This is a genomic window from Thermostichus sp. MS-CIW-38 (assembly GCF_054058415.1).
Genome location: NZ_JBSSAH010000003.1, coordinates 118679 through 140729 on the forward strand (window position 1 = coordinate 118679; position 22051 = coordinate 140729).

The window sequence follows — 22051 nt, forward strand, 5'->3', positions numbered from 1 at the left end:
GACCGTCAGGCTTCCTACCAGAACCCGATGGGGGGGATCCCCTCTGAGCAGAGCCCATGTGCTCTGGGGTGCGAGCGCCAGGCGCTTGTCCAGGTTTTGCGCAGCTACAGCCAGTTGGTGAAGCCCAAGATCATCGCCCTCTTGCTGATGACGACGGCTGGGGCCATGTGGATGGCAGGCAACACCGACCCGTTCAGGTTTTTCATCACCCTTTTGGGGGGAGGAATGGCGGCGGCGGCAGCCAACGTCATCAACATGGTGTATGACACCGATATCGATCGGATGATGGAGAGAACCCGCCATCGTCCCCTGCCTTCCGGTCGAATCCGGGCGCGGGATGCTCTGATTTTTTCGGGGATCCTGGCTTTGGCTGCCTTTGGGTTGTTGGCTATTTTCACCAACCTGCTGGCTGCCGGTTTGGCCATGTCGGGGATCCTGGTGTATGTGGGGGTCTATACCCACTGGCTGAAGCGTTCCAGCACGCAGAACATCGTCATCGGTGGAGCGGCAGGAGCCATCCCGCCTTTGGTGGGCTGGGCAGCAACCACAGGCGAGCTCAGCTGGGCCGCGTGGGTGATGTTCGCCATCATCTTTTTGTGGACTCCACCCCACTTCTGGGCTTTGGCCATTCTGAAGCGGGAAGACTACGCTCGCGCGGGGGTGCCGATGCTGCCGGTGGTCGCGGGCGAAAGGATCACTGCCGCGCAGATTTTGCTCTACGCGCTGCTGATGGTTCCGGTCAGCCTGTTGCTGGTTTACCCATTGGGAATGCTGGGATCCTTTTATCTGAGCGCGGCGGCGCTGCTGGGATCCCTCTTGGTTTGGAAGGCGGTGCAGTTGCTGCAGGATCCCTGCGACCGAGATCGGGCGGCCTCGCTCTTCACGTTTGCCAACCTGTATCTGCTGCTGTTGTGCGGGGCCATGGGTCTGGATAGGTGGTCGTTAACCCACATCCTCTGGAGCCAGGCCACTGCGTCCCTCCAAGGGATTTACACCACCCTCATAGCGCTGGCCAGCTGACTTGCGCGAATGGGGGATCCCTGGGTTGATAACCCCCGTTGGCCAGCCGGTTTTTCCTCAAAATTGCGGCCCATTCTCAGAGAGTGACACTCCATACCGTGCAGGGTAGAATCAGCTAATCATTAGCCAAGCAAGACACACCCGGCCATGACCAATGAGGAAATTGAGACGCGGTTTGTCCAGTTGGCCGAAGCTGTGACCAGGGTGGCCAATACAGTTGCCCAGGTTACCGATGCTCAGCTTGCCTTGCAGACCCTTTCAGGGCGTCTCGCCGAAGTCGTCCTGGAGTTAAGGCAGGAAGTGCGAGAATTGCGGCAGCGGCAGGCCGAGTCGGATCAACGCTTTGAGGTTCTCCTTCAGGAAATCCGCTTCTTAATCCGCCGTCAGGGAGAGGGGCAAGCGTGAGTTGGGAAATCGCCTGGTGGAAGCCCCTGAGATAGGTCAGGATCCTCTCCGTGGAAAGGGTGAAAACAGCGGAGGATCCCTTGCTGCCTAAGGTTTGCTCCCAAGCAGAATACTTTCATTATTTCAAACAGCAATGAAACGGCTTGCTGCGTCGATCCCTAACTCCCCTCTCCCAGGGGGAGAGAAGCCGGAGGTGAGGGAAGGCCGCCTTACAGGAGAGGAGTTGGGGGTAGATTTTGCCGAGCCTTTGTGGACACTTAAGAAGCCCAGAAGCCTTGCTGGATAGGACTGTCTGGGCTTGGGGAGATGTTGCTGAACCGTTTCGCAACGCATAGTCACTTATCTCACCGTCAAGGTGAAACAAACAACCGCTTGCTTCCTGCTAAGGCCTCCGGCCCGCTAGCGCAAGCAGTAGAAATAGATGGTAATAGAAGCCACGACTGCTATCGGCCCTCTGGGGATGGAGCTTAGCGGACTTGAACCGCTGACCCCTTCAATGCCATTGAAGTGCTCTACCAACTGAGCTAAAGCCCCAATCACTTGGCTTCGAGCCAGAATCCCGCTCAAGGATCCTACCCTCTACTCCAGCTTACACTGGCAACCTGCAGAAGATGCCTCAGCGGTAAAAAACGCTGGAACCTGATCGTAAATAAGTGGAGGATCCTTGTCAATAGCTTGGATGGCTCAACCGAGATGAGGAGTTTGCTTGGTTCTCAGCCTTTTGGTGTCAGACGTTGCGAGAAGCCCGCGGGGTGGTAGAACGGAGTCAGTGGCAATTGAGGGGCCTGTGACACAAGAAACTCAGCTTAACCGCATTTTGGCGGCTTCTTTGCTGGTCGTCTGCCTTATTGCGGCCATTGTCGGGGGCACGCGCCCTGCCCCAGAGCCTACCCGAGGCGGGGTTGGCCTAGAGGCTGCACGGGGGGCGGAGCGCATCGAGGTGGTCACCCTGGAAGGAACGATAGGCGGCCCAGGGGGTTCGACTTTGGTAGGCCTGCCCACTTCTCCTGTGGAACAGTTGCGGGAGGCAGCACGGGATCCCTCTGTCAAGGCTGTATTGCTGCGCATCAACAGTCCCGGCGGAGCTGTGGGATCCAGCCAGGAACTCTACCGTGCCGTAACTGCTCTGCACGAGGCGGACAAGCCGGTGATCGCTATCCTAGAAAACATTGCTGCCAGTGGGGGGTACTACGTGGCCAGCGCTGCCGACAAAATCTATGCCAACCCCGGCACCCTGACCGGCAGCATAGGGGTTATCATCAGCGGCCTCAGCTTTGGTAAGCTGCTGGAGAACTACGGCATAGAGCCGCAGACCTTCAAAACCGGCGAGTACAAAGACCTTCTCTCTCCTTTCCGCAGTGCCACTCCTCAAGAGCAGCGCCTTCTGCAAAACTTGGTGGAGGATACCCTCGAGCAGTTCATTCGCGATGTGGCCCAAGGACGCCAGCACTTGCCAGAGAAGGCAGATGAGGTGCTGGAGGCGGAGATGATCGCGCGGCGGCAGAGCTTGGATGAAGCCCGGGTGCGACAGTTGGCCGATGGGCGCATCTTCACCGGGGCACAGGCTGTGGAGGTGGGCTTGGTGGATGCTTTGGGGGGCTACACCGAAGCGGTGGAGGATCTGCGGCGCATGACCGGGGATCCCTCTTTGTCGCCGGCGGGTGAGGGAGAGGGCTTCCAACGAGTACTGCGACGCCTGTTAAGCCAAGGACTGTCCTCGCAAAGGCAAGCCGCTTGGCTGGGCCGGCTGTTGGAGAGCAACGAGGCTGTTGGGATCCCAGACGTGCCGTTGCTGTGGATGGCGCCGGAGTGGACTTTGCGCTAAACCTAAATCTAATCAGGACGGGTTTTGGGTGTGGGGGGTGAACGGTGAATCGAGAACCGGTCGCGCCGGCGGCGCAGGGCACTTTGAGAGCAGCTGCTCTGGGAGTGCAGGGCAATACTTGGAGAGAGGGATCCCAGAAGGCCAATTCCTTGGCGGAGCTGGATTGGGCCATCGACCTGGAGCTGTTGACCAGTCGGGCTTGGGTGGAAATTGACGCAGCCCAGCTGCGAGAAAACCTGCGGCTGTTGCAGAGGCGCCTAGGCTCAAACGTCGAGATCTGGGCGGTGGTGAAGGCCAATGCCTACGGGCATGGGGCGCAGTTGGTGGCTCCCGTGGCTGTTGCGGCTGGGGCCAAGGGGCTATGTGTGGCCACCCTGGCCGAAGGGATCGAGTTGCGGCAAACGGGGCTGCAGGCTCCGGTTCTGGTGTTGGGAGCTTTGAATACTTGGGCGGAGCTACAGCAGGCCATGGCAGCCCGGCTGGAGGTCAGCCTCACCTGCACAGACCAAATCCCGCTGATGCGCCAGGTAGCCCGTTGGGCCGGGCGCCCCGTCCCGGTGCATGTCAATGTGGATACGGGTATGACCCGTTTGGGGATCCCCTGGAAGGAAGCTGCAGCCGTGTGGGGGCAGATTTGTCGGATCCCGGAGCTGGAAGGCTGTAGCTTGTTTTCCCATTTGGCGACGGCGGACGAGCCCCATTCTCCAGTCATGGAACAGCAGCACGCCCGCTTTGCCCAGGTGGTGGAACAGATCCGCCAAGCCGGGGATCCCTTACCGGCGCTGCATCTGGATAACTCAGCCGGTGCTTTAACCCATCTCCACTACTCCCGTGTGCGTTTGGGGTTGGTCCTCTATGGCCTGTCCCCTGCCCCCCACTTGCCGGTGCCAGGTCTGCAGCCAATTCTGCGGCTCAAGGCGCGGCTGTCCCACATCCAAACTGTGCCTGCTCAAACTGGCGTGAGCTATGGGCATCGCTACATCACCTCTCGCCCCAGTCGCATTGCCACTCTGGCCATCGGCTATGCGGATGGGATCCCACGGCGGCTTTCCGGCTGGCTGCGAGGATGGGTGCGCGGCGGCTTGATCCAACAGGTGGGCACAATCACGATGGATCAATGTATGTGGGATGTAACCGAGAGGCCGGATATCCAGGTGGGGGATGTGGTGGAGCTGCTGGGCCCCAATCTGGCAAATGCGGGTTTATCTGTGCAGGATTGGGCCGATCAGTTGGGTACTATTTCCTATGAGTTGCTGTGTGGACTTTCTGCCCGTCTGCCAAGAGTGTTGGTTAATTCTCTGGGTTTTGATGATGCCTGACACGACAGATTGGATTGCCTCAAGCACGGATAGGAGCGGGCCAGAGGCTGTTCGCGTCGGCAGCAGAGGGCTTGACTTGACGTGTCAACAGAGAGTAGAGCAGCATCGAAGGTAATCGAGGGCACTCCTGATCACTGAAAACAGTGACTTGGCGGCGGATTCGGTTCCCATTGGGAGGTAGCGATGGCGGAGCAACATAAGCCTCTGAAGAGCCTGGAAAATCAAATGGAACGGGCTGTTCTGGAGATGGTCAATGAAATCCTGCTGATGGAGAGTCAACAGCGCTACTGCTTCTGCGAGAAATTCTGTAACGATGCTGCCGCCCTGGCTTTGAACAACCTCCAGCCTCGATACGCCACCAGTTTTCACGGCTCTCTCCGAACTTTAGAAGCCATTCAAGCGGATCAGGAGTTGCAGAGGCTGATCCGGTTGGAGGTGGTGAAGGCCATGGACAAGGTGGCGGCCAATCCCCGTTGCCCAGAACCTGAATGTCCTTTGCTGCCGCGCGACGTCGAGGCGATAGAGTTAGAGCTGGCCCCTAGCGACAATTGAAGGAATGGCTCTGATGGAGCTGCGCTCCGCTGGCGCGAACGTTTCCCCTTCGCCGGTGGCCTTTCTTGGCCCTGCTGGAACCTACACAGAGTTGGCAGCTTTGCTGGCCTGCCCTGAGCAGCCTCACCTGCACAGCCAGGGATCCCACCCCTTAGTGCCTTATCCAACGATCAGCGCCTGTCTAGAGGCGGTAGCTGCCGGCCAGCAACAATGGGCGGTGGTGCCGGTGGAAAACTCGGTGGAGGGGGGGGTCTCGATGACCTTAGACGCCCTCTGGCAACTGGAGGGGCTAGGGATCCGGCAGGCGCTGATCCTGCCCATTCGCCATGCCCTCATCGGACGTGCCTCGCGGTTGGAGCAAATTGAGCAGGTCTACTCCCACCCGCAAGCTTTGGCCCAATGTCAGGCTTGGCTGAGATCCCATCTGCCCCAGGCCACTTTGATCCCAACCCGCTCGACCACCGAAGAATTGGATCGCCTGCAGGAGCAGCCCAGCGCTGCCGTCATCGCCTCAGAACGAGCTGCCACCCTCTACCAACTGCCGGTCTTGGCCTGCCCGATCAACGATCACCCCGACAATTGCACTCGCTTTTGGGTTATTGGCCGTGCGCCGCTCTCGCGTTCCGGTCAACAGGGTGAAACCTCTGCCGATCCTGCTTCTCCGGGGGGATCCCATACTTCCTTGGCCTTCAGCCTCCCCCACAACGTGCCGGGAGCGCTGCTGAAACCTCTGCAAGTGTTTGCGGAGCGAGGCCTGAATATGTCTCGCATTGAGTCGCGCCCCACCAAAAAATCGGCAGGGACTTATGTCTTTTTTGTCGATCTGGAGAATCCTGTTGGCCAGCCCTATCTGGATGCCGAGGTGGTTGCGGCGCTGGAATCAATTGCTGAAACCTTGAAGCTCTTCGGCAGCTACCCTGTGCATGACCTCTGCAAACAAGGGGATCTATCCCAAGTAGCAAAAGCCCTGCCCTCTGAGGGGAAAGCGCGTCCAACGTAGAATCGAAATGACCAAGGACTGCTGTCTTGAGCGCTCAGGCAGACCAGGATCACTTCACAGAGCTCGATAACCTTGCCAGGCTTGCCAAAAAATGTAAAGAGAAAGAATGGCCAGGAAGCCCCGAAACAACAGACTGACGGTTTCATCGGGCAATTTGGGCAGGGTGCGTGTGCTAATCTGTACACCGATTAACCCCCCTGTGCCCAAGATTAAACCTGGGATCCAGAGCACATTCTGGTGGATGGTGCCGTCCCCGAACCCCAGGCCATTCCAGATCCAATCGCTGAGGCCCGCATGGCTGGCAGTGGCAGCAACTGCTGTGATCACAATGGCCCCCAGACTGGTCTGAATCGCCACTTTGATTGTCTCTTTCAGCAGCAGGATCTGCATTGGCACCAGGATCACCCCACCGCCGATGCCAAACAGCCCGGCCAACAAACCGGCAGCGCCACCGGTCAGGGCGCGGGCTAACCAGGGAGACATCTGCCCTGAGGACTCCGTCCCGCTGAGGTGCTCGGCATCGCTGACGTCAGCCCCCAATTCTTGGGCCTGGATAACCACCTTTTTGTTGAGTTGCACCAGGTAAGTGTTGGCCAGCAGCAACACTCCAAACGCTGCCAACAGCAGATAGCTGGGAAGGCGACTGGCGATAATTGCTCCTACTTGAGCCGTAAGCAACGCTGGGATCCCCAGCAGGATCACCCGTTTCAAATCAAGCATGCCCATCCGCCAGTTTTGGATGCTGCCCGCAATCGAGGTCATAACAATGGAAAGATTGCTGGTGGCTGCAGCTTGAACCGGTGGGATCCCCAAGCTGACCTGTAAGGGCACCAGGATCGTTCCACCGCCAATGCCCAGAACCCCGGCTAGGATCCCTGCCACCAGGCCGCCAATTGCCAAGGCCAACTCCATCCCCTACCACTCCCCACCGCTGCTCTATCTTGCTGGCCAAAAAGCCGCCATCATCGTAACATTCTCCAGTCCTGGCAAGACTAGCAGGGATACATCGGTCGAGAAGCCTTGGGTGTGGGGTTGAAAAGAGGCGCATCATAATAATGTTGGACGGTAAATATTGGACAGTCGTACCGCCTTGGTGCAGATCGCGCCAGCATGTCAACTTCATCCATAGGCAAGGAAGCCTTCATGGTTGCCATCCATCCGGCAAATGATCTGGGTGCTCTGAAAAATCCGGGTTCCACGGCAAGAGGATCCCAGCCTGCTTGGTGGCCTCCATCTGGGCGGCAACAGGGAACTGTGGCCCCTCTGCAACCTCTGGGGCTGGTTGCTTTGGAAGGTTTGGCCACCTGGGGAGATCGCCTGTTGGGCTTGGATCGGGTGAGGGGCTATTTGGTGGAAATTCAAGAGCACAACACCCTGCTGCTCAATCCCCATCATGTCCATTCTTTCCAAGGCGCTTACGGTTTGTGGGTAGAGTCAGAAGGGGATCAAGCGTGGATTTGGCTCAGTCGGGAGCAAGAGGGGCAAATCTTGCGCATTCCCATGTCCGCTCTGCAGCAACCGGGATCCCTGGAAGCCTTTCCAGTGTGTAGGTGCCCCTACCCTATCGAAGGGATCGCCCTCTGGAGCGATCCCCACACGGGAAACCGCTACCTCTATGCCACCTGCTACCGACGGGAAAAAATCCTGCAACTGGATCCCAGCCGTGGCCTTATTGTGCAGGAGATGCCTGCCCCTGGGGTTGGCCGAGAACAGATTGCGGTGCAGGGAGACTACCTCTGGGTGAGCGATCGGGTGGAAGAGACGATCTATGTGCTGGAGCGCCAGACCGGGCGAGAACTGGCCCGTATCCTCACCCCTTCTCCTGGGCCAACAGGCTTGGCCCATTGGCGGGGGCAACTCTGGGTGGCCTATGCCCACGAAGAAGCCTACATCCACGACAACCCCAACGCTCCAGATCCCTTGTCGGTGGCCCTGCGCGATAAAACCTGGGTGGCCCCCCTACGCCTGCGGCCTTTGGATCCCCCTAGCTCCCCCAACCCCTCTGGCGGCAGTGGAACCGAGGCCGAGGATTCCCCCATTGCCTGTCCGGTAGTTTTTCAGCCCCAGTGTCTGGGGGAACGCGCCACCTACACCCTCTCCCACGGCTATCGGGTGGAGCTGACCTATGTGGAAGAAATTGCCCAAGAAGAGCCGCGCTTCCTGCCCGATTTGGTCTGGCGAATTGCCTTGCCCTGCAACAGCCTTCGCCAACGGGTGCGCAGCCTGCACTGGGTAGGTCTGCCGTTTGAAGTGGAAGAGCAATCTGGCCAACAGGTGGCAGTGTTTTCGCTGGGATCCCTGGGGGCCCATGAGGTGCGCTTGTTTGGCTGGCGGGCGGTGTTGGATCTCTACAGTATCAAGTACTGCATCGATCCGCTGGATGTAGAAGATGCCGTCGTGCCCCCAGACCTACGGGATCGCTACTTGGTGGACGATGACTACCTGGCCATGGACACCTCGATTGTCCGAGAGGCAGCGCGGCGGGCCGTCGGCAGCGAGACCAACTTGCTGCGCAAAATGCTCAATATCCGGGCCTATGTTTACGACAAGCTCTCCTACCGGGTCACCTCTCGCATCGATCCGCCGGATGAGGTTTTGCGGCGTGGCTCCGGTTCTTGTGGCGAATATGTGGGGGTGCTGTTGGCTTTGGCCCGCCTCAATGGAATCCCTTGCCGCACGGTGGGGCGCTACAAATGTCCTCCCCATCCAGAACTGAAAGGGATCCCGCTGTTTCCCCAGTACAACCACGTGTGGATTGAGTTTTATCTGCCCGGCTGGGGTTGGGTGCCGATGGAGTCGAACCCCGACGATCGGGGGGAGCGCCCCTACTCGCAGCGCTACTTCATGGGCCTGCCCTGGACCCATGCCGAGATCGCCAAAGGGATCCCTTTCGAGACGATCAACACCGACCAAGCCTCAATTGGGGAGCTGGCCATTAACCATGTGCAGTTTCGCATCTTAGAAGAAATTTGAAAGGCGAATAGAGTGAGAAAACGGGCCTGAGATTGGCCAACACTGCTCCGGGAGTGATTTTTGCCGAAGATGACGATGTGGCTCCTGATGTGGTGTGGGTAAGCCGCTCTCGACTGAGAACAGCGTTAGGGGCGGATGGCAAACTCCACAGTGCCCCAGAATCGGCGGTAGAAGTGCTGAGCCCTGGAGCTCGCAATATTGGCCAAGATAAGCAAACTAAGCTCAAGCTTTACAGTCGGCTTGGGCTACAGGAGTATTGAGTGGTGGACTGGCAACAGCAACAAGTGGAAGTCTACCGGCGTCAGCAAAGGCAGTTGGTGTTGATCAAAACTTGCTTGGGAAAGATGAATTGGACTCGAATTGGACTCGCCGTTGCTGCCGGGGCTTGCGTGCCCGATTTCACAGCTGTGGATGCCACCTCTTGCCTGAGTCTGGTGGGAGCCCCATTGCTCGCTCGAAAAGCTGCCACCCGAATGGGGAGCTGTCAATAGAGCTGCACTCCGCGGGCGCGAATGTCGCTTTTTCTTCCCCAGCCTGATGCTGGAATGGCTATGGGCCAACAACAGGGCTCTGCCCCCATCTGGGGCTTGCGTTAAAGACTAGGATAGGAGACTACGGCGGGGCTTGGCTTCGCTCCAGGCACATCCATCCAAAGCAATCCGCTCTACCTCCGAGGCCAGCCTCAATGCTTTCAGGGCCTGTTCCCCACCCACAGAAGGTTGGTTGCCCCCCCGCACGCAATTGATGAAGTGCTCCAGTTCGGCATGCAGCTTGTCGATATTGTCGGTGTGGACTTTCTCAATCAAACAATCCCGCTGGTAGGGCATTTGGCCGTAGTCGCTGGTGCTGCCGACGGATCCCTGGCGGTACACCGAGATCTCATTGTGTAGAAAATCTGCTTCTACCAAGGCATTCTTGCAGTGGACGGCAATTTTGCGCACCTTGCGGTGGGTGACCTTGCTGGCAGTGAGGGTGGCGATGGCACCGTTGGCAAAAGTGAGAGTAGCCGTGACGTAGTCCAGGTAGCCCAGCTTGGAGATGCGGTTGCCGCTGGCGGTAATCTGGGTCACGGGAGATGGGATCAGCTCCAGCAATAGGTCGATGTCGTGGATCATCAAGTCGAATACCACCGACACATCGCTGGCGCGGTCGGAATAGGGGCTGAGACGGTGAGCCTCAAAAGCCAGAGGTTCTTCACTTTGCAAGACTTGGCCCAGCTTTTGGAAAACAGGGCTGAAGCGCTCGATGTGCCCCACCTGCAAAATACAATTGCAATCGGCAGCTCGGTTCACCAGCGATTCTGCTTCGCTGATGCTGGCAGCGATGGGCTTTTCGATCAGCACATGTACCCCGGCCTCCAGGCAGGCCATACCCACCTCGTGGTGCAGAACCGTCGGCACGGCAATGGCCACGGCAGCTACATGGGGCAGCAGATCGCGGTAGTCCTCATAGAAATGAACGCGGTGGCGGCTGGCCACATCCAATCCCCGTTCCACGTTGATATCCGCTACCCCCACGACCCGCACATCCTTCATCAGGCTGAAAACGCGGGTGTGGTGCTGGCCCATGTTGCCTACCCCGATCACCCCAACCGGGACAGCTTGCTCTGAATAAGCCAGTGGACGGCGGGGAGAGTTGGCAGAACTCGGGCAAGATCGGGCCATGACGTTTCCACTACCTCCACCACAAGGGTTTCGCGAACCTCGCTCCATCTTTCGGTAACGGAGCGCCGCATTTCACGAAACAAACTTCACAAAGCTTACCATGCCTCCCTTAGATCCAGTTCAAGCCGGGGATGGGCGGCAGGTGCAGCGGGGGCTGTTGGCAGGATTGGGGGCTGAAACAGAACAGCGGCACCGGGCTAGAGCGAAACCACATGCGGGCGTAGAATCCGCTTGGACTGAGGGGCAGGCCAAGCCAAACGGGGAAAAAGAAGACAAAGGACGCCAAAACCAAGGCCACCGCCGTGATGCTCGCCCCGCGCCAAAAGCGGCGATAGCTCTGCCAGCCCAGCAGCACCAACCAAGCCAGGGCTAGGGTGCTAAACGCCAGAGCGCTCATGTAGTGGTAGATAAAAACGCAGCGGCTGACCCTAAACCAAGGCAGGTAATTGGCCGCATAGCCAATCAAAATGAAGGCTTCGAGACCGTGAAAGTGGCGGATCCCTCGCCAGACGAGCACCAAGATGGATCCCGTCCCCAGCCACCACAGCCAAGGATTGCCCACGCCATGAACAGCTTGCCAGAGGTTGCCCTGACTGCTGAAGTAGTAGGCCACGGGGCGGCCCAGAATTGGCCAGGACCAAGCTCCTGCCGAGGCCAAGGGGGTGGTCAGCCAAGGACGCAAAGCCGGGAACCAAGCCACCAGGGATCGCAAGCTGGTGGAGCAGTAGGGGTGAACAGGGGTCTCTTCGTTCACCACCAGGTGGGCTGCCATGTGGCCGCCGTAGATGGATTGGTTGATGAGTACCAGGGATCGGAAATAATTCTGGATGCCCGTCCAGCTCCAATCCAGAGTTAGTCCCTGTTGGGGATTCAGCTGCAGGTGCGGGATCCACTGAATGGCGTAAAAGGCCAGCGGAGCGAGGATGAAGCAGAACGCATAGTGCCACCAGCGCAGATGACGAATCTGGCTCAAAATGCCCAACCGTGGGATCCACTGCGGGCGCAGCCAGACCACCCCCCAGACGAGGATCCCCAACAGAGCAAACATGAAGGCAAACCAGAGGCCATTCCACTTCACCGAAGCTGCCGCCCCCAACAGGATCCCGGAGCAAGCAAAGTGAGCAGCCCGTCGCCAACCTTGGTCTTCTAGACCTCTGAGCAACAGAATGGTCGCTGCCAGCCCAAAGGCTACCAGATACACGTTGATCAGGCCAAAGCGGGATTCCACCAGAAACACCCCATCGGTCAGCAGCAAAACCCCGCTCAACAGAGCAAAGCCCACGTGGTAGGTGAGGCGGTAGGCTAAACCGGTCAGCAACAGAGGGATCAGGGATCCGCAAAAAGCAGTGGCGAAGCGGAATCCCCACTCGTTGCGGCCAAACACCCGAATGCTGAGGGCAATGAAGTACTTTCCCAGGGGGGGATGCACATCGTAAAAAGGCTTGCCATCCAGGTAGTTCTGGGCAAACTCCGGGAAGTACACCTCATCGAACACAGGTGCCGGGAACTCGTCCAGCCGCCACAGGCGCAACCCCAGACCCACCAGAAAGATCCCCAGCGCTCCCCATACCAGCCACTGTCGGGATCCCACAGCGCTGTGCGGGGATCCGAGGATGGGCACAGACAGCAGCAAGCTGCCCTGAGACCGCTCCGGCCCGGGGTCAATGGGGGTTGGCTCTCCAATCATGGATGGGGCACCTTCAACACATCCGGCCAGGATCCCTAGGGATCCCCAGTGTTACTTTAGCCGACCGTGAAAGCCTAAGCGATTCCAAAGCAAACCACTGCTAGACTGTAGAATTGAATACAAAGTTGGCCAACTTCTGGCCACTACCCTGTCTGCGCTGGCGCTCCTGAGAGCGGGCGTTTGACGTTCGGTCATCTCAGTGGGGAGGAGACACCGTGGCGACTGGTGGATATGCGTTGGTGGACAGCCTGCACCGGCATGGGGTGCAACACATCTTTGGCTATCCGGGGGGAGCCATCCTCCCCATCTACGACGAGCTGTACAAAGCCGAGTCTCAGGGGCTGCTCAAACATTACCTGGTACGCCACGAACAAGCGGCTGCCCACGCCGCCGACGGATATGCTCGCGCCACTGGCAAGGTGGGGGTGTGTTTTGCTACCTCTGGCCCAGGGGCGACCAACCTGGTGACGGGCATCGCCAACGCCATGATGGACTCTGTACCCATGGTGGTCATCACTGGGCAGGTACCTCGCCATCTGATTGGCACCGACGGCTTCCAGGAGACGGACATCTTTGGCATCACCCTGCCCATTGTCAAGCACTCCTACGTGGTACGGGATCCGCGCCAAATGTCTCGGATCGTGGCAGAGGCTTTTCACATTGCCGGGACAGGGCGGCCCGGGCCGGTGCTGATCGACATCCCCAAAGATGTGGGCCTGGAAGAGTTTGACTATCAACCCGTCAGCGAGATCAACATCCCCGGCTACAAGCCCACCGTGCGTGGCAACCCACGGCAAATCCACACAGCGGCCAAGCTGATCCTGCAGGCCAAGCGGCCCTTGCTGTATGTGGGAGGTGGGGCGATCATCTCCGGTGCCCACGCCGAAATTGCCGAGCTGGCCCACACCTATCGGATCCCGGTGACCACCACCCTCATGGGCAAAGGGGCTTTCGATGAGAACGATCCCCTGTCGGTGGGGATGCTGGGCATGCACGGCACGGCCTATGCCAACTTCGCCGTCACCGAGTGCGACCTGCTCATTGCGGTGGGGGCCCGCTTTGACGACCGCGTAACCGGCAAGCTGGACGAATTTGCCAAGCACGCCAAAGTCATTCACATCGACATCGACCCAGCCGAGGTGGGCAAAAACCGTGCGCCGGATGTGCCGATTGTGGGGGATGTGCGCACCGTTCTGGTGGAGATGTTGGCCCAACTGAGCAAAATGCCCTCTACTCCAGGCCTAACTCAGGCTTGGCTGGATCGGATCGAGCGCTGGAAGCGGGACTATCCCCTGCAGGTGCCCAGCTACGAAGGCGTGATTGCCCCCCAACAGGTGATCGATGCCTTTCGTCGTCATGCTCCCCACGCCTACTACACCACCGATGTTGGCCAGCATCAGATGTGGGCGGCGCAGTTTCTGCGCAACGGGCCGCGCCAATGGATCTCCAGTTCTGGGCTGGGCACCATGGGCTACGGGTTCCCCGCGGCGATGGGAGTCAAGGTAGCCCTGCCTCACGAAGAAGTCATCTGCATCAGTGGCGATGCCAGCTTCCAGATGAACATGCAAGAGCTGGGCACAGTGGCTCAGTACGGCATTGCCACCAAAGTGGCCATCATCAACAACGGCTGGCAGGGCATGGTGCGGCAGTGGCAGCAGGCCTTCCACGGCGAGCGCTACTCCCACTCGGATATGTCTCCCGGAATGCCGGATTTTGTCAAGCTAGCCGAGGCTTTTGGGGTAAAAGGGATCCGCGTCGATCACCCCGATCAACTGGAAGATGCCATCCAGGAGATCCTCAAGCACGAGGGGCCGGTAGTGGCCGACTTTGTGGTCAAGCGGGACGAAAACTGCTACCCGATGGTGCCTGCCGGCAAAGCTAACTATCAGATGATCGGGCTGCCGGAGAAGCGGCAACTGGAACAAGCCGCCGAGCTGATCTACTGCCCCAATTGCGGCACCAAAAACCCCACCCTGCACAAGTTTTGCGCCGAGTGCGGCACCAAGCTCTAGAACCGACGGCCTGACCATTCGGCTGGGGAAGGCGGGATCCCAAGCTCTCTCTGCCGACTCCTGACCCTCACCCCCAGCCCTTCTCCCAAAGGGAGAGGAGAGTTGGGATCAACACTGCTTAGCTTGTGGGGGCGTGGGGTAGCTAAGCCCCGCACTGTAACCGTAGCATCAGTGTCGGGATACAGATACCCCCACATGGTGTATGATGGGAGTAGTTGTACAAAACGGCGTTGCCGGAATCTGGTACAACTACGCGGTAGGGCATTCCGTGTCTGCGCGTGGAGGGTTCTTGCGAAGGCTCCCCGATGAAGCGCGAAGCCCACGCTGTACCTGTAGGGTCAGCGATGGGAGTATGTCACAGGGGTCGGTAAACCCGGTAGTTGATATTGGGGAAGATGTTGTCCATATATTCCACCTTGGCCAGCCACTGCTCCTCTTCAGGGGTGGCTTTTTCTCGCCGAAACTGACCCTCTTTGATCTTCTCGTAGAGGTGGTTGAAGCGCAGCAGATGGGACTTGGTGCGGCGCACCGCGTAGGGAACCATCGTCCCCGTGCGCATGATGAAAGCCCAGTCAGACGATTGAGCCAGTAGCAATTCTCGCGCCGCCTGGTTCAAGGCCCGCCATTCTAGGTCATCGGCAGGCTCGCGACGGCTCAGCTCGATCATCCGCTCGGTGGCCTTGTGCAGGTGGGGGTAGATCCAGGCGTTGGTGGGGTTGAGCCAGTACTCGTGGAAGCCGCGCGCCCCCCAACTGGACTGGGCAGGTTTGCACACCTGCTGGGTGGGGTTCTCCCGCAGGTACTCCGCCAGGTGAGTCATGCGGTAGGTGTTTTGGTCGAAGTAGCTCTTGCGGATGAGAAAATCCAAAAACCAAGGGCCCTCGTACCACCAGTGGCCGAACAACTCCGCATCGTAGGGGGCCACCACCAGCGGCGGGCGGCCCATGACGCTGTACAAATATTCGATTTGCCGCTGGCGGTTGAACATAAAGTTGCCCGCATGCTCTGCCGCTTTCTCCCGCGCCCAATAGGGGTCGTAAAGCTGCTTTTGCCCCAGGTCCAGGTTGCGCCCGGTGATGCGGTGGTACTTGATGCCGGTGTTTTTCCGCTGGCCGTTGGGCATGATGTAAGGCTTGATGTACTCGTAGTCGGCCTCATACCCTAGGTCTTTGTAGAACTCGCGGTAAACCGGATCCCCTGGATAGCCCACCTCTGCCGACCACACCTGCTGCGAAGACTCGTGATCCCGCCCGAAAACGGCGACGCCGGTCTCGGTAAAAATGGGGGCGTACATGCCGTAACGAGGCCGGGGCTTGGCGTAGAGAAGACCATGGGCGTCGGTGATCATGTAGCGCAGGCCGGCATCGGCAATCATCCGCTCCAGCCCTTGGTAGTAGGCGCATTCCGGCAGCCAGATCCCCCGCGGCCATTGGCCAAAGTGCTCGTTGTAGTGCTCACAAGCTACAATCAACTGCGCCCAGACTGCCTGCGGGTACATCTGCATCAAGGGCAGGTAGCCGTGGGTAGCCCCACAGGTGATGATCTCCAGGTTGCCGCTGTCTTGAAACTGCTTAAAAGCTCGCACCAGATCCCGGTCGTAGCGCTCCCAGAGATCCCGCACCATGGCAAACTGCTTGATGTAGTGCTCCGCCAGGTAGCGAATGTGGCCGTTGGTGGCGTTTTTGTCGTACTCCAGCTGGGCCAGCTCTTCCAATTTGGTTAGGTAGTGGTCGTAGCGCTCCTGCAGCAAGGGATCCCGCAGCATCGACACCAAGGGCGGCGTCAGGGACATGGTGAAGCGAAAGTCGATGCCATCTCGCTGTAGCCCCTCGAACATGTGCAGCAGCGGCACATAGGTCTCCGTGATGGCTTCGTAGAGCCATTCTTCCTCCAGCACAAAGTCTTGCTCAGGGTGGCGCACAAACGGCAGGTGCGCGTGGAGTACCAAGGCGAGATAACCCATGGCAGCCGGGGATCCTTACAGACAGGGAAAGATAACGGAGCAGACTTGCCCTTCTCAGCAGCAAATCTGTAGAGAAGGTTAAGCCCAAGATTGCTACCTATCGTCCAGCATTTCGTCCTTGGGGTCAAGAGCTGGGATCGCTGGGGATCGCTGTTGGGCTCAGCGGTGACGAATGAAGTCGTAGATCTCCAGATACTCCTTGCCAGGATAGTTCCAGGAGTAGTCGTAGCTCATGCCTTGAATCTGCAGTTGACGGAACTGGTCAGGAGCGGTGTACCAAAGGTCGATGGCCCGATCCAGAGCCGACTCCAAAGCAGCTGGATCTGTGTGATAAAAGACGTAGCCGTTGCGTTGCTCGGGCAATTTGTGGGGATCGTAGTCGCGGTCGAAGACGGTATCCACCAGGCCGCCCACTCCTCTCACCACCGGAACTGTGCCATACTTCAAGCCAATCATCTGAGTGAGTCCACAGGGTTCGTAGTGGCTGGGCACCACGATCACATCCGCGCCGGCATAGATCAGGTGAGAGAGTTCTTCGTTAAAGCCCAGTTCGAGGTGAACATCGGGGTTGTTGTTGAGGTAGCTTTTCTCGTGGGCAAACCAAGCGCCGATCCCTCGCTCCGTAGCGGATCCCAGCAGAACAAATTGGGCATTTTTGAACAGGGAGCGGTAGATGGCATGATGCACCAAATGCACGCCCTTTTGCTCGTCCAATCGCCCGATATAGGCCACGATAGGCTTGTCAACATCCTGCAGTAGCAGCCGATCCCGCAGAGCTTTTTTGTTTTTAGCTTTATTTTCCAGCGTTTGAGCAGTGTAGCGCACGGGGATAAAGCGGTCGATCTCCGGGTTCCAAATGTCGTAATCGATGCCATTCAAAACGCCGCGAAACTTGTGCCGGTGCAAGTAGAGGGTATGGCCAAGTCCATAGCCGTAGTCGCCAAATTGCACCTCCAGCGCGTGATTGGGAGAGACCGTAGTGACAAAGTTGGAAAAAACAATTCCCCCCTTCATAAAGTTGAGAGAAAAGGGGTTGAAGTTATCGCGCAAACGGTCGTAGTGGAAGTAGTAGGGTTCGCGGTTGAGGCCGGTAGCCCAAAGAATCTCTGGGCCGCCAAAGCCTTGGTGTTTGAAGTTGTGAATGGTGTAGCACACCCGCTGATTTGCCATGCCGTGGTACTTGTAAATCTCGAACAGCAGCACCGGTACCAACCCTGTCTGCCAGTCGTGGCAATGGATGATGTCGGGGCGCTTGTTGCTTTGTAGGAGAAACTCTAGAGCCGCCTTGCTGAAAAAAGCAAAACGCATGTTGTCATCCGGGCAGCCGTAATAACACCCGCGATTAAAGAAGTTGTCTCCTGAGTGAGGCTCAATAAAAAAGCAAAGGCGGCCATGCACCCAGCCGCAGTACACCGAGCAGTGAATGGCTCCCCCGTACCAGGGCACCCAGAGATCGCGATAGGCGTCGTGCAAACCCCAGATCTGGTCGTAGCGCATCGTGTCGTACTTGGGCAAAACCAGCTCGACACAGTGGCCCCGCACCTCCAGCTCGCGGCTGAGGCCGTACACCACATCCCCCAGTCCCCCCGCCTTGATAACCGGGGCGCATTCAGACGCAATCTGCACGATGTACATTTCGAGACCTCCCGTAGCACCGCCTTAGCTTTCTTTACAAACGATAATCTTTTTGGCCTCGACAGAACATCCCTCCCAATGGCAAGGGATCCCTGCACTGGGGAACAACCTCTGGGCTGACCGGGTTCGAGCCCCAGCTGCGCCGTTTGCCGGGGAACCTGATCTACGGGAGCAGCCCTCTGGGCAATTATGGGTATTTCGATTCAAACTAGAAACGTTGAATGCACGGGGCTAGAAGGCTTTTCAAGGACTCCGTCCCGCTGGCGCGATCAGTAGCCCAGGCCTCTCACCCTAACCTGAAGCGCGACTATGAACGGCTGATCCCGCTGGGGCGGTACCGTTCTTCGAGCCAAGTGCGCAGCTCATCTTCCGGGAAGGCGGCAGCCAAGGTGCCCGTTCTGGGATCGTGGGCATGCCAAAGAACATGGCCGGATGGATCCTGGCTTTACGGTAACTGCAGCCGGCTGCACCTCCCTTCGTCTCTTGCGAGCAGGCTTACTCTCTCCGGCTAGGGGTAGCCAGGGATCCTTCAAGGTCACGCGAACTCAATACCACTGCTGAGCGTAAAGGCGCTGCACCAAATAAAACACGAATAGGTTGACATCCACGCGCCGCTCGTCGATCATAAAAGACTCGATGGTGCTGGCCGGGGATCCTTCGGTGGTACAGCGGAAGAACTTGCGGCCATTCAAGGATCCCTCAGCAAACAGCACGCTGAACTGCTTCTTGCCTCCTGCAAACGCGCCGACCAGCGTCTTGCCTTCTAGGCGCAGCTCCAGATCGTTGACCCCGCGCTTTTGAAAAGCCGCAATGGCCGCCGGGATCACCTCTTCCGTGATTTGTTGCTCGAAGGGCTTTTCTTCCTTAGCAACTTTTTTCGCAGCGGCTTTGGGGGAATCCTCAGCAGCAGGCTTGGCAGCTTCAGCGGGTTTCTCGGCAGCAGCGGCCTCGGGGGTGGGTTCTCCAGACATGGGGAAACACTCCAACAATCAGATGGGTAAAAGCCTTAGATGCAGAACAATCAAAAACTCTGTCCAGAACCGGCAAAGAGCTAGCCCTTGGGGATATATTGGCCGACAATTTCTTCAGCAGGGATCTGGGGAAAGCCCATGCTGAAGTTGGGGGCACGCCCCTGCAGGTTGTAGGCAATCTCCCCTTGCTTGAGCAGGGATCGGATGAAATGTTCCAGGTCAGACCCAATGCGGCGGATATTGTACTCGGTCAAGTCTCGCCCCCGGTATTCTTCCACCAACTCTTCGAAACGGGCATAGACCTTTTGCAGGGCAGCATCAGTCCAGACCAGCTCGTTGTCCGGATCCACATCGAGGGTAAACAGGTCGTCGCGGGGCACGAAGTTGTTGTCTGCAGTAACTTCACCGGCAAAAATGTGGACGTGGCGAGTGGTGCATTTCAGCATTGCGATGGCTCCGCTCCGGATCTAACCTGATAAACAGCGTATCACTACCTAGCGCTTGTGGGGGATCCGCTATTTGCCCTCGACTTGTTCCGGCCCTCTCTATGTCTGCTGTTAATGTCTGCTGTTATTCCCCAACTGGAACGCCTGCACATAGAGGTGACCAACGTTTGCAACTTTAAGTGCGAGTTTTGTCCAGATGGGATCATGCAACGGCGGCGGGGGCACATGGAGCCCGCTCTGCTGGAGCAGATTTTGGAGGAAGTAGCGGCAACAGGGCTGGCCCGCGTGATGGCTTTTCACCTGATGGGGGAGCCGCTGCTCTACCCATACCTTTTCGAGGGTATTCGCAGGGCCGCTGAGCTTGGCCTTCGCCTGCACCTGACCAGCAACGGCAGCACCTTTGCCCTCTGGCCGGAGCACATTGAAAAGCTGAACCGCAGCCCCTTTGCTAAGCTAACCATTTCCCTGCAAACTCCCGATCCAGTCACCTTCAGCATTCGCAGAGCACCTCCCCGCCTCACGCCGGAGCGCTACTTTGCTGGGATTACCCAATTTCTGCAGGTGCACTTGCGCTCCTCCAGCCCTACGCAGGTGCATCTCAAATTCCTGGATACTAGCCCCCACCCGTTTTTGGTGCCGCATAAGGCTCTTTCGGTGATCGATTCTGCACAGCAGATGCGCGCTCAGCTCTCGGCTTGGGCCAGACGAGCTTTGCAAGGGATCCCGGATGCACCGGCTCTCGATTGGGTAGAAGCCCAGATTGCTACTTACCGACCGGGCCGCTGGCAGCAGATCCGCATCCATCCCCGCTTGGTTTTGGAAACGTTTCCCTTGGACAGTTGGGGCAACGTGGAGACAGACCGGGTAATCCCAGCTCGCTGGGGATACTGCAATGGCGCTTCCGGTCAGGCGGGGATCCTCTACGACGGCACGGTGGTGCCCTGTTGCAAGGACTATGAAGGGCAAATCCCGCTGGGGCAAGTGACGCTGGGGGGATCCCTGGCCGAGATTTTGCGGGGCCAACCGGCCTGTGCGCTGCGGCGGGGGTTCAATCGTCTGCAGGTGAACCATCCCGTTTGCCAGCGCTGTATGGGTGGAGACACTTGCATCAAAGCCTTGGCCAGACAAGTGGGTTCCGTTGTCTACTTCAAGGTGTATCGGCCTTGGAAACAGAGGCTGGATCCCGGTTGGGGACAATTGTAGACAGTTTCGGGAAAAGTCAACGCCCCACAGCAGCGGTTTCCCTGCCCATAGCAACAACGTGACTTTCTTTCGTGATTTCTTCTAAGGGGCTCAAGCCTTGGGAGGGAGTTCCAAGGCCAGCGGCCCCAGCAAGCCCTTGCGGTAGTCGTTGAGAACTTGCCGTGCCGCCCGCTGGGGATCCCCTTGATACCGCCGCTCGGCCAACTCCTGCACTGCGGCACCACCGGGAGGGATCGGATCCGGCCAACCGTAGCGCTTTTGCAAGAGAGATCCGGCTTGGGGCTGCACCCTCAGCACTTGATCCAAAAAGTGGGCCGCCACCCGTTCGGGATCGTAGGCCGCTTCGCCGATGTCATCGCAGATGGCCAATAGAGAGGCCGCCTGTTGATCCGGCAGAGAGGGCGGTAGGATGCCCGGCGAGTCCAACAGATCCAACTCTCCCCCCAGCCGCACCCACCGCAGTTGCCGCGTCACCCCAGGACGTGCTGCGCTCTCAGCTGCCCGCCGCCCCAACAGTCGATTCAGCAAAGCAGATTTGCCCACATTGGGAAAGCCCACCACCACCGCCCGAACGGCCCGCGGTCGCATTCCCCGCTGTTGACGCCGCATATTGACCGATTGCCCCAGTTGCAAGACCGCCTGCTTGAGGCGATTCACCCCTTCTCCTGAGCGGCCATTGGTGGGATAGACAGGGATCCCTTGCCGTAAAAAATACTCCTGCCAAGCTTTCAGATCCCCAGCCTCAATGCAGTCCGCCCTGTTCAGAGCCAGGAGGCGAGGTTTTTCCCCCAGCCACCGGCCCAGCTCAGGATGACGACTGGCCAACGGGATCCGCGCATCCAACACCTCGATGACTGCATCCACCCGCTGCAACTCTTCCCGCAACTGGCCAATTGCCTTGGCAATATGGCCGGGATACCACTGGATGGCCGGAGAACTCATGCCGCCAGAACCCTAGAAGTGGACAGCAGAAATCAACAGTGGGATCCAATCTAGCCCGATTCCCCAAAAGAGGCTCGACCTGCCGGCTGAAGTAGCCAATAATACAACGTGAGTGCCGCTGGGATCCCTTTCCTGGGCAACCTAATGTTTAACCAACGGGGGTGCGGGGGCAACAAGCCCCGCGCTCTACCCGCAGGGTTAGCGTCGGGATACATGGATCCCTGCATGCTATACCATTATCTTTTTAGGTTGTGTTGATCTTTCATTTGAGCCAAAAGAGAGCACTGACGAGATAGAGAAAACTCAAGAAGTTCCTGGCCAATTTGTCAAAACGAGAACATAGATGCCGGTACTGCTTTAACTTATGAAAAAAGCATTCGATTAAATGCCTCTCTTGATACAGATGCTTGTCATAATGCCGCTGCGTCTTTCTA

17 protein-coding genes, 1 tRNA gene and 2 pseudogenes are annotated in these 22051 nt (G+C 58.3%); 10 read left to right on the forward strand and 10 right to left on the reverse strand.

From position 1 onward, the window contains the following. Nucleotides 1–27: 27 nt before the first annotated feature. A complete protein-coding gene (locus ACVWXZ_RS02170) occupies nucleotides 28–1020 on the forward strand; it encodes a heme o synthase (RefSeq protein WP_457406848.1) in 993 nt (330 codons plus the stop codon). 147 nt (nucleotides 1021–1167) lie between these two features. Continuing rightward, nucleotides 1168–1425 carry a hypothetical protein gene (locus tag ACVWXZ_RS02175; protein ID WP_414330173.1) on the forward strand — a complete coding sequence of 86 codons (258 nt, stop codon included), beginning with the start codon at nucleotides 1168–1170 and terminating at the stop codon, nucleotides 1423–1425. Between the two features lie 461 nt (nucleotides 1426–1886). Here ACVWXZ_RS02175 and ACVWXZ_RS02180 read toward each other — a convergent pair. Further along, a tRNA-Ala gene (locus ACVWXZ_RS02180) sits at nucleotides 1887–1959 on the reverse strand. 253 nt (nucleotides 1960–2212) lie between these two features. Here ACVWXZ_RS02180 and sppA point away from each other — a divergent pair. The 4 genes from sppA to pheA all read left to right on the forward strand — a co-directional run bounded on the left by sppA (nucleotide 2213) and on the right by pheA (nucleotide 6121). Then, complete coding sequence (gene sppA, locus ACVWXZ_RS02185) at nucleotides 2213–3250, forward strand: signal peptide peptidase SppA (RefSeq protein ID WP_457397924.1); 1038 nt, start codon at nucleotides 2213–2215, stop codon at nucleotides 3248–3250. A 44-nt stretch (nucleotides 3251–3294) separates the two neighbouring features. Continuing rightward, nucleotides 3295–4569 carry an alanine racemase gene (alr, locus tag ACVWXZ_RS02190; protein WP_414417395.1) on the forward strand — a complete coding sequence of 425 codons (1275 nt, stop codon included), beginning with the start codon at nucleotides 3295–3297 and terminating at the stop codon, nucleotides 4567–4569. A 183-nt stretch (nucleotides 4570–4752) separates the two neighbouring features. Further along, nucleotides 4753–5121: a late competence development ComFB family protein gene (locus ACVWXZ_RS02195; RefSeq protein WP_414400741.1), complete on the forward strand. Its 369-nt coding sequence runs from the start codon at nucleotides 4753–4755 to the stop codon at nucleotides 5119–5121. A gap of 13 nt (nucleotides 5122–5134) precedes the next feature. Continuing rightward, nucleotides 5135–6121 carry a prephenate dehydratase gene (gene pheA / locus ACVWXZ_RS02200; protein ID WP_457482086.1) on the forward strand — a complete coding sequence of 329 codons (987 nt, stop codon included), beginning with the start codon at nucleotides 5135–5137 and terminating at the stop codon, nucleotides 6119–6121. Between the two features lie 54 nt (nucleotides 6122–6175). Here the strand turns inward: pheA and ACVWXZ_RS02205 are convergent, their stop codons facing one another. Next, the gene (locus tag ACVWXZ_RS02205) at nucleotides 6176–7033 is read right to left on the reverse strand and encodes a sulfite exporter TauE/SafE family protein (protein WP_457482087.1); all 858 of its coding nucleotides are present in this window, start codon (nucleotides 7031–7033) and stop codon (nucleotides 6176–6178) included. Nucleotides 7034–7375: 342 nt separating this feature from the next. Here ACVWXZ_RS02205 and ACVWXZ_RS02210 point away from each other — a divergent pair, with 342 nt between their 5' ends. Next, nucleotides 7376–9094: a transglutaminase domain-containing protein gene (locus tag ACVWXZ_RS02210; protein WP_457482088.1), complete on the forward strand. Its 1719-nt coding sequence runs from the start codon at nucleotides 7376–7378 to the stop codon at nucleotides 9092–9094. A 32-nt stretch (nucleotides 9095–9126) separates the two neighbouring features. Beyond that, complete coding sequence (locus ACVWXZ_RS02215; RefSeq protein WP_457402275.1) at nucleotides 9127–9354, forward strand: Uma2 family endonuclease; 228 nt, start codon at nucleotides 9127–9129, stop codon at nucleotides 9352–9354. A 339-nt stretch (nucleotides 9355–9693) separates the two neighbouring features. On the opposite strand, the gene ACVWXZ_RS02220 is transcribed toward ACVWXZ_RS02215, so the two are convergent. Further along, nucleotides 9694–10758 carry a Gfo/Idh/MocA family protein gene (locus tag ACVWXZ_RS02220; protein ID WP_011432295.1) on the reverse strand — a complete coding sequence of 355 codons (1065 nt, stop codon included), beginning with the start codon at nucleotides 10756–10758 and terminating at the stop codon, nucleotides 9694–9696. 109 nt (nucleotides 10759–10867) lie between these two features. Beyond that, the gene (locus tag ACVWXZ_RS02225; RefSeq protein ID WP_457402273.1) at nucleotides 10868–12445 is read right to left on the reverse strand and encodes a phospholipid carrier-dependent glycosyltransferase; all 1578 of its coding nucleotides are present in this window, start codon (nucleotides 12443–12445) and stop codon (nucleotides 10868–10870) included. Between the two features lie 212 nt (nucleotides 12446–12657). Between ACVWXZ_RS02225 and ilvB the strand changes: the two are divergent. After that, a pseudogene (ilvB, locus tag ACVWXZ_RS02230) lies at nucleotides 12658–14457 on the forward strand (biosynthetic-type acetolactate synthase large subunit); the annotation flags it as partial. A gap of 355 nt (nucleotides 14458–14812) precedes the next feature. Here the strand turns inward: ilvB and ACVWXZ_RS02235 are convergent. The 4 genes from ACVWXZ_RS02235 to ACVWXZ_RS02250 form a co-directional block, all read right to left on the reverse strand. Continuing rightward, nucleotides 14813–16420 carry a glycoside hydrolase family 57 protein gene (locus ACVWXZ_RS02235; RefSeq protein ID WP_414330234.1) on the reverse strand — a complete coding sequence of 536 codons (1608 nt, stop codon included), beginning with the start codon at nucleotides 16418–16420 and terminating at the stop codon, nucleotides 14813–14815. 159 nt (nucleotides 16421–16579) lie between these two features. Beyond that, nucleotides 16580–18055, reverse strand: a complete 1476-nt coding sequence (glgA, locus tag ACVWXZ_RS02240; protein WP_457482089.1) for a glycogen synthase GlgA — start codon at nucleotides 18053–18055, stop codon at nucleotides 16580–16582. 545 nt (nucleotides 18056–18600) lie between these two features. Further along, nucleotides 18601–19026 carry a DUF2996 domain-containing protein gene (locus ACVWXZ_RS02245; RefSeq protein WP_414330231.1) on the reverse strand — a complete coding sequence of 142 codons (426 nt, stop codon included), beginning with the start codon at nucleotides 19024–19026 and terminating at the stop codon, nucleotides 18601–18603. Between the two features lie 80 nt (nucleotides 19027–19106). Further along, nucleotides 19107–19472, reverse strand: coding sequence for an NAD(P)H-quinone oxidoreductase subunit M (locus ACVWXZ_RS02250; protein ID WP_011432289.1), 366 nt, complete (start codon nucleotides 19470–19472; stop codon nucleotides 19107–19109). Between the two features lie 114 nt (nucleotides 19473–19586). Between ACVWXZ_RS02250 and ACVWXZ_RS02255 the strand changes: the two genes are divergently transcribed. Next, nucleotides 19587–20675, forward strand: a complete 1089-nt coding sequence (locus ACVWXZ_RS02255; RefSeq protein WP_457402269.1) for a radical SAM/SPASM domain-containing protein — start codon at nucleotides 19587–19589, stop codon at nucleotides 20673–20675. A 90-nt stretch (nucleotides 20676–20765) separates the two neighbouring features. Here ACVWXZ_RS02255 and ylqF read toward each other — a convergent pair whose 3' ends face one another. Then, complete coding sequence (ylqF, locus tag ACVWXZ_RS02260; protein WP_414343260.1) at nucleotides 20766–21617, reverse strand: ribosome biogenesis GTPase YlqF; 852 nt, start codon at nucleotides 21615–21617, stop codon at nucleotides 20766–20768. Nucleotides 21618–21879: 262 nt separating this feature from the next. Then, nucleotides 21880–22051: pseudogene (locus ACVWXZ_RS02265) on the reverse strand (IS5-like element ISSoc13 family transposase); the annotation flags it as partial.

Bases quoted from the DNA above. Each gene is read 5' to 3' on its own strand.
- ACVWXZ_RS02170 (WP_457406848.1), top strand. From the start codon at position 28: ATGGGGGGGATCCCCTCTGAGCAGAGCCCATGTGCTCTGGGGTGCGAG.
- ACVWXZ_RS02175 (WP_414330173.1), top strand. From the start codon at position 1,168: ATGACCAATGAGGAAATTGAGACGCGGTTTGTCCAGTTGGCCGAAGCT.
- ACVWXZ_RS02195 (WP_414400741.1), top strand. From the start codon at position 4,753: ATGGCGGAGCAACATAAGCCTCTGAAGAGCCTGGAAAATCAAATGGAA.
- pheA (WP_457482086.1), top strand. From the start codon at position 5,135: ATGGAGCTGCGCTCCGCTGGCGCGAACGTTTCCCCTTCGCCGGTGGCC.
- ACVWXZ_RS02205 (WP_457482087.1), bottom strand. From the start codon at position 7,033: ATGGAGTTGGCCTTGGCAATTGGCGGCCTGGTGGCAGGGATCCTAGCC.
- ACVWXZ_RS02220 (WP_011432295.1), bottom strand. From the start codon at position 10,758: ATGGCCCGATCTTGCCCGAGTTCTGCCAACTCTCCCCGCCGTCCACTG.
- ACVWXZ_RS02225 (WP_457402273.1), bottom strand. From the start codon at position 12,445: ATGATTGGAGAGCCAACCCCCATTGACCCCGGGCCGGAGCGGTCTCAG.
- ACVWXZ_RS02235 (WP_414330234.1), bottom strand. From the start codon at position 16,420: ATGGGTTATCTCGCCTTGGTACTCCACGCGCACCTGCCGTTTGTGCGC.
- glgA (WP_457482089.1), bottom strand. From the start codon at position 18,055: ATGTACATCGTGCAGATTGCGTCTGAATGCGCCCCGGTTATCAAGGCG.
- ACVWXZ_RS02245 (WP_414330231.1), bottom strand. From the start codon at position 19,026: ATGTCTGGAGAACCCACCCCCGAGGCCGCTGCTGCCGAGAAACCCGCT.
- ACVWXZ_RS02250 (WP_011432289.1), bottom strand. From the start codon at position 19,472: ATGCTGAAATGCACCACTCGCCACGTCCACATTTTTGCCGGTGAAGTT.
- ACVWXZ_RS02255 (WP_457402269.1), top strand. From the start codon at position 19,587: ATGTCTGCTGTTATTCCCCAACTGGAACGCCTGCACATAGAGGTGACC.
- ylqF (WP_414343260.1), bottom strand. From the start codon at position 21,617: ATGAGTTCTCCGGCCATCCAGTGGTATCCCGGCCATATTGCCAAGGCA.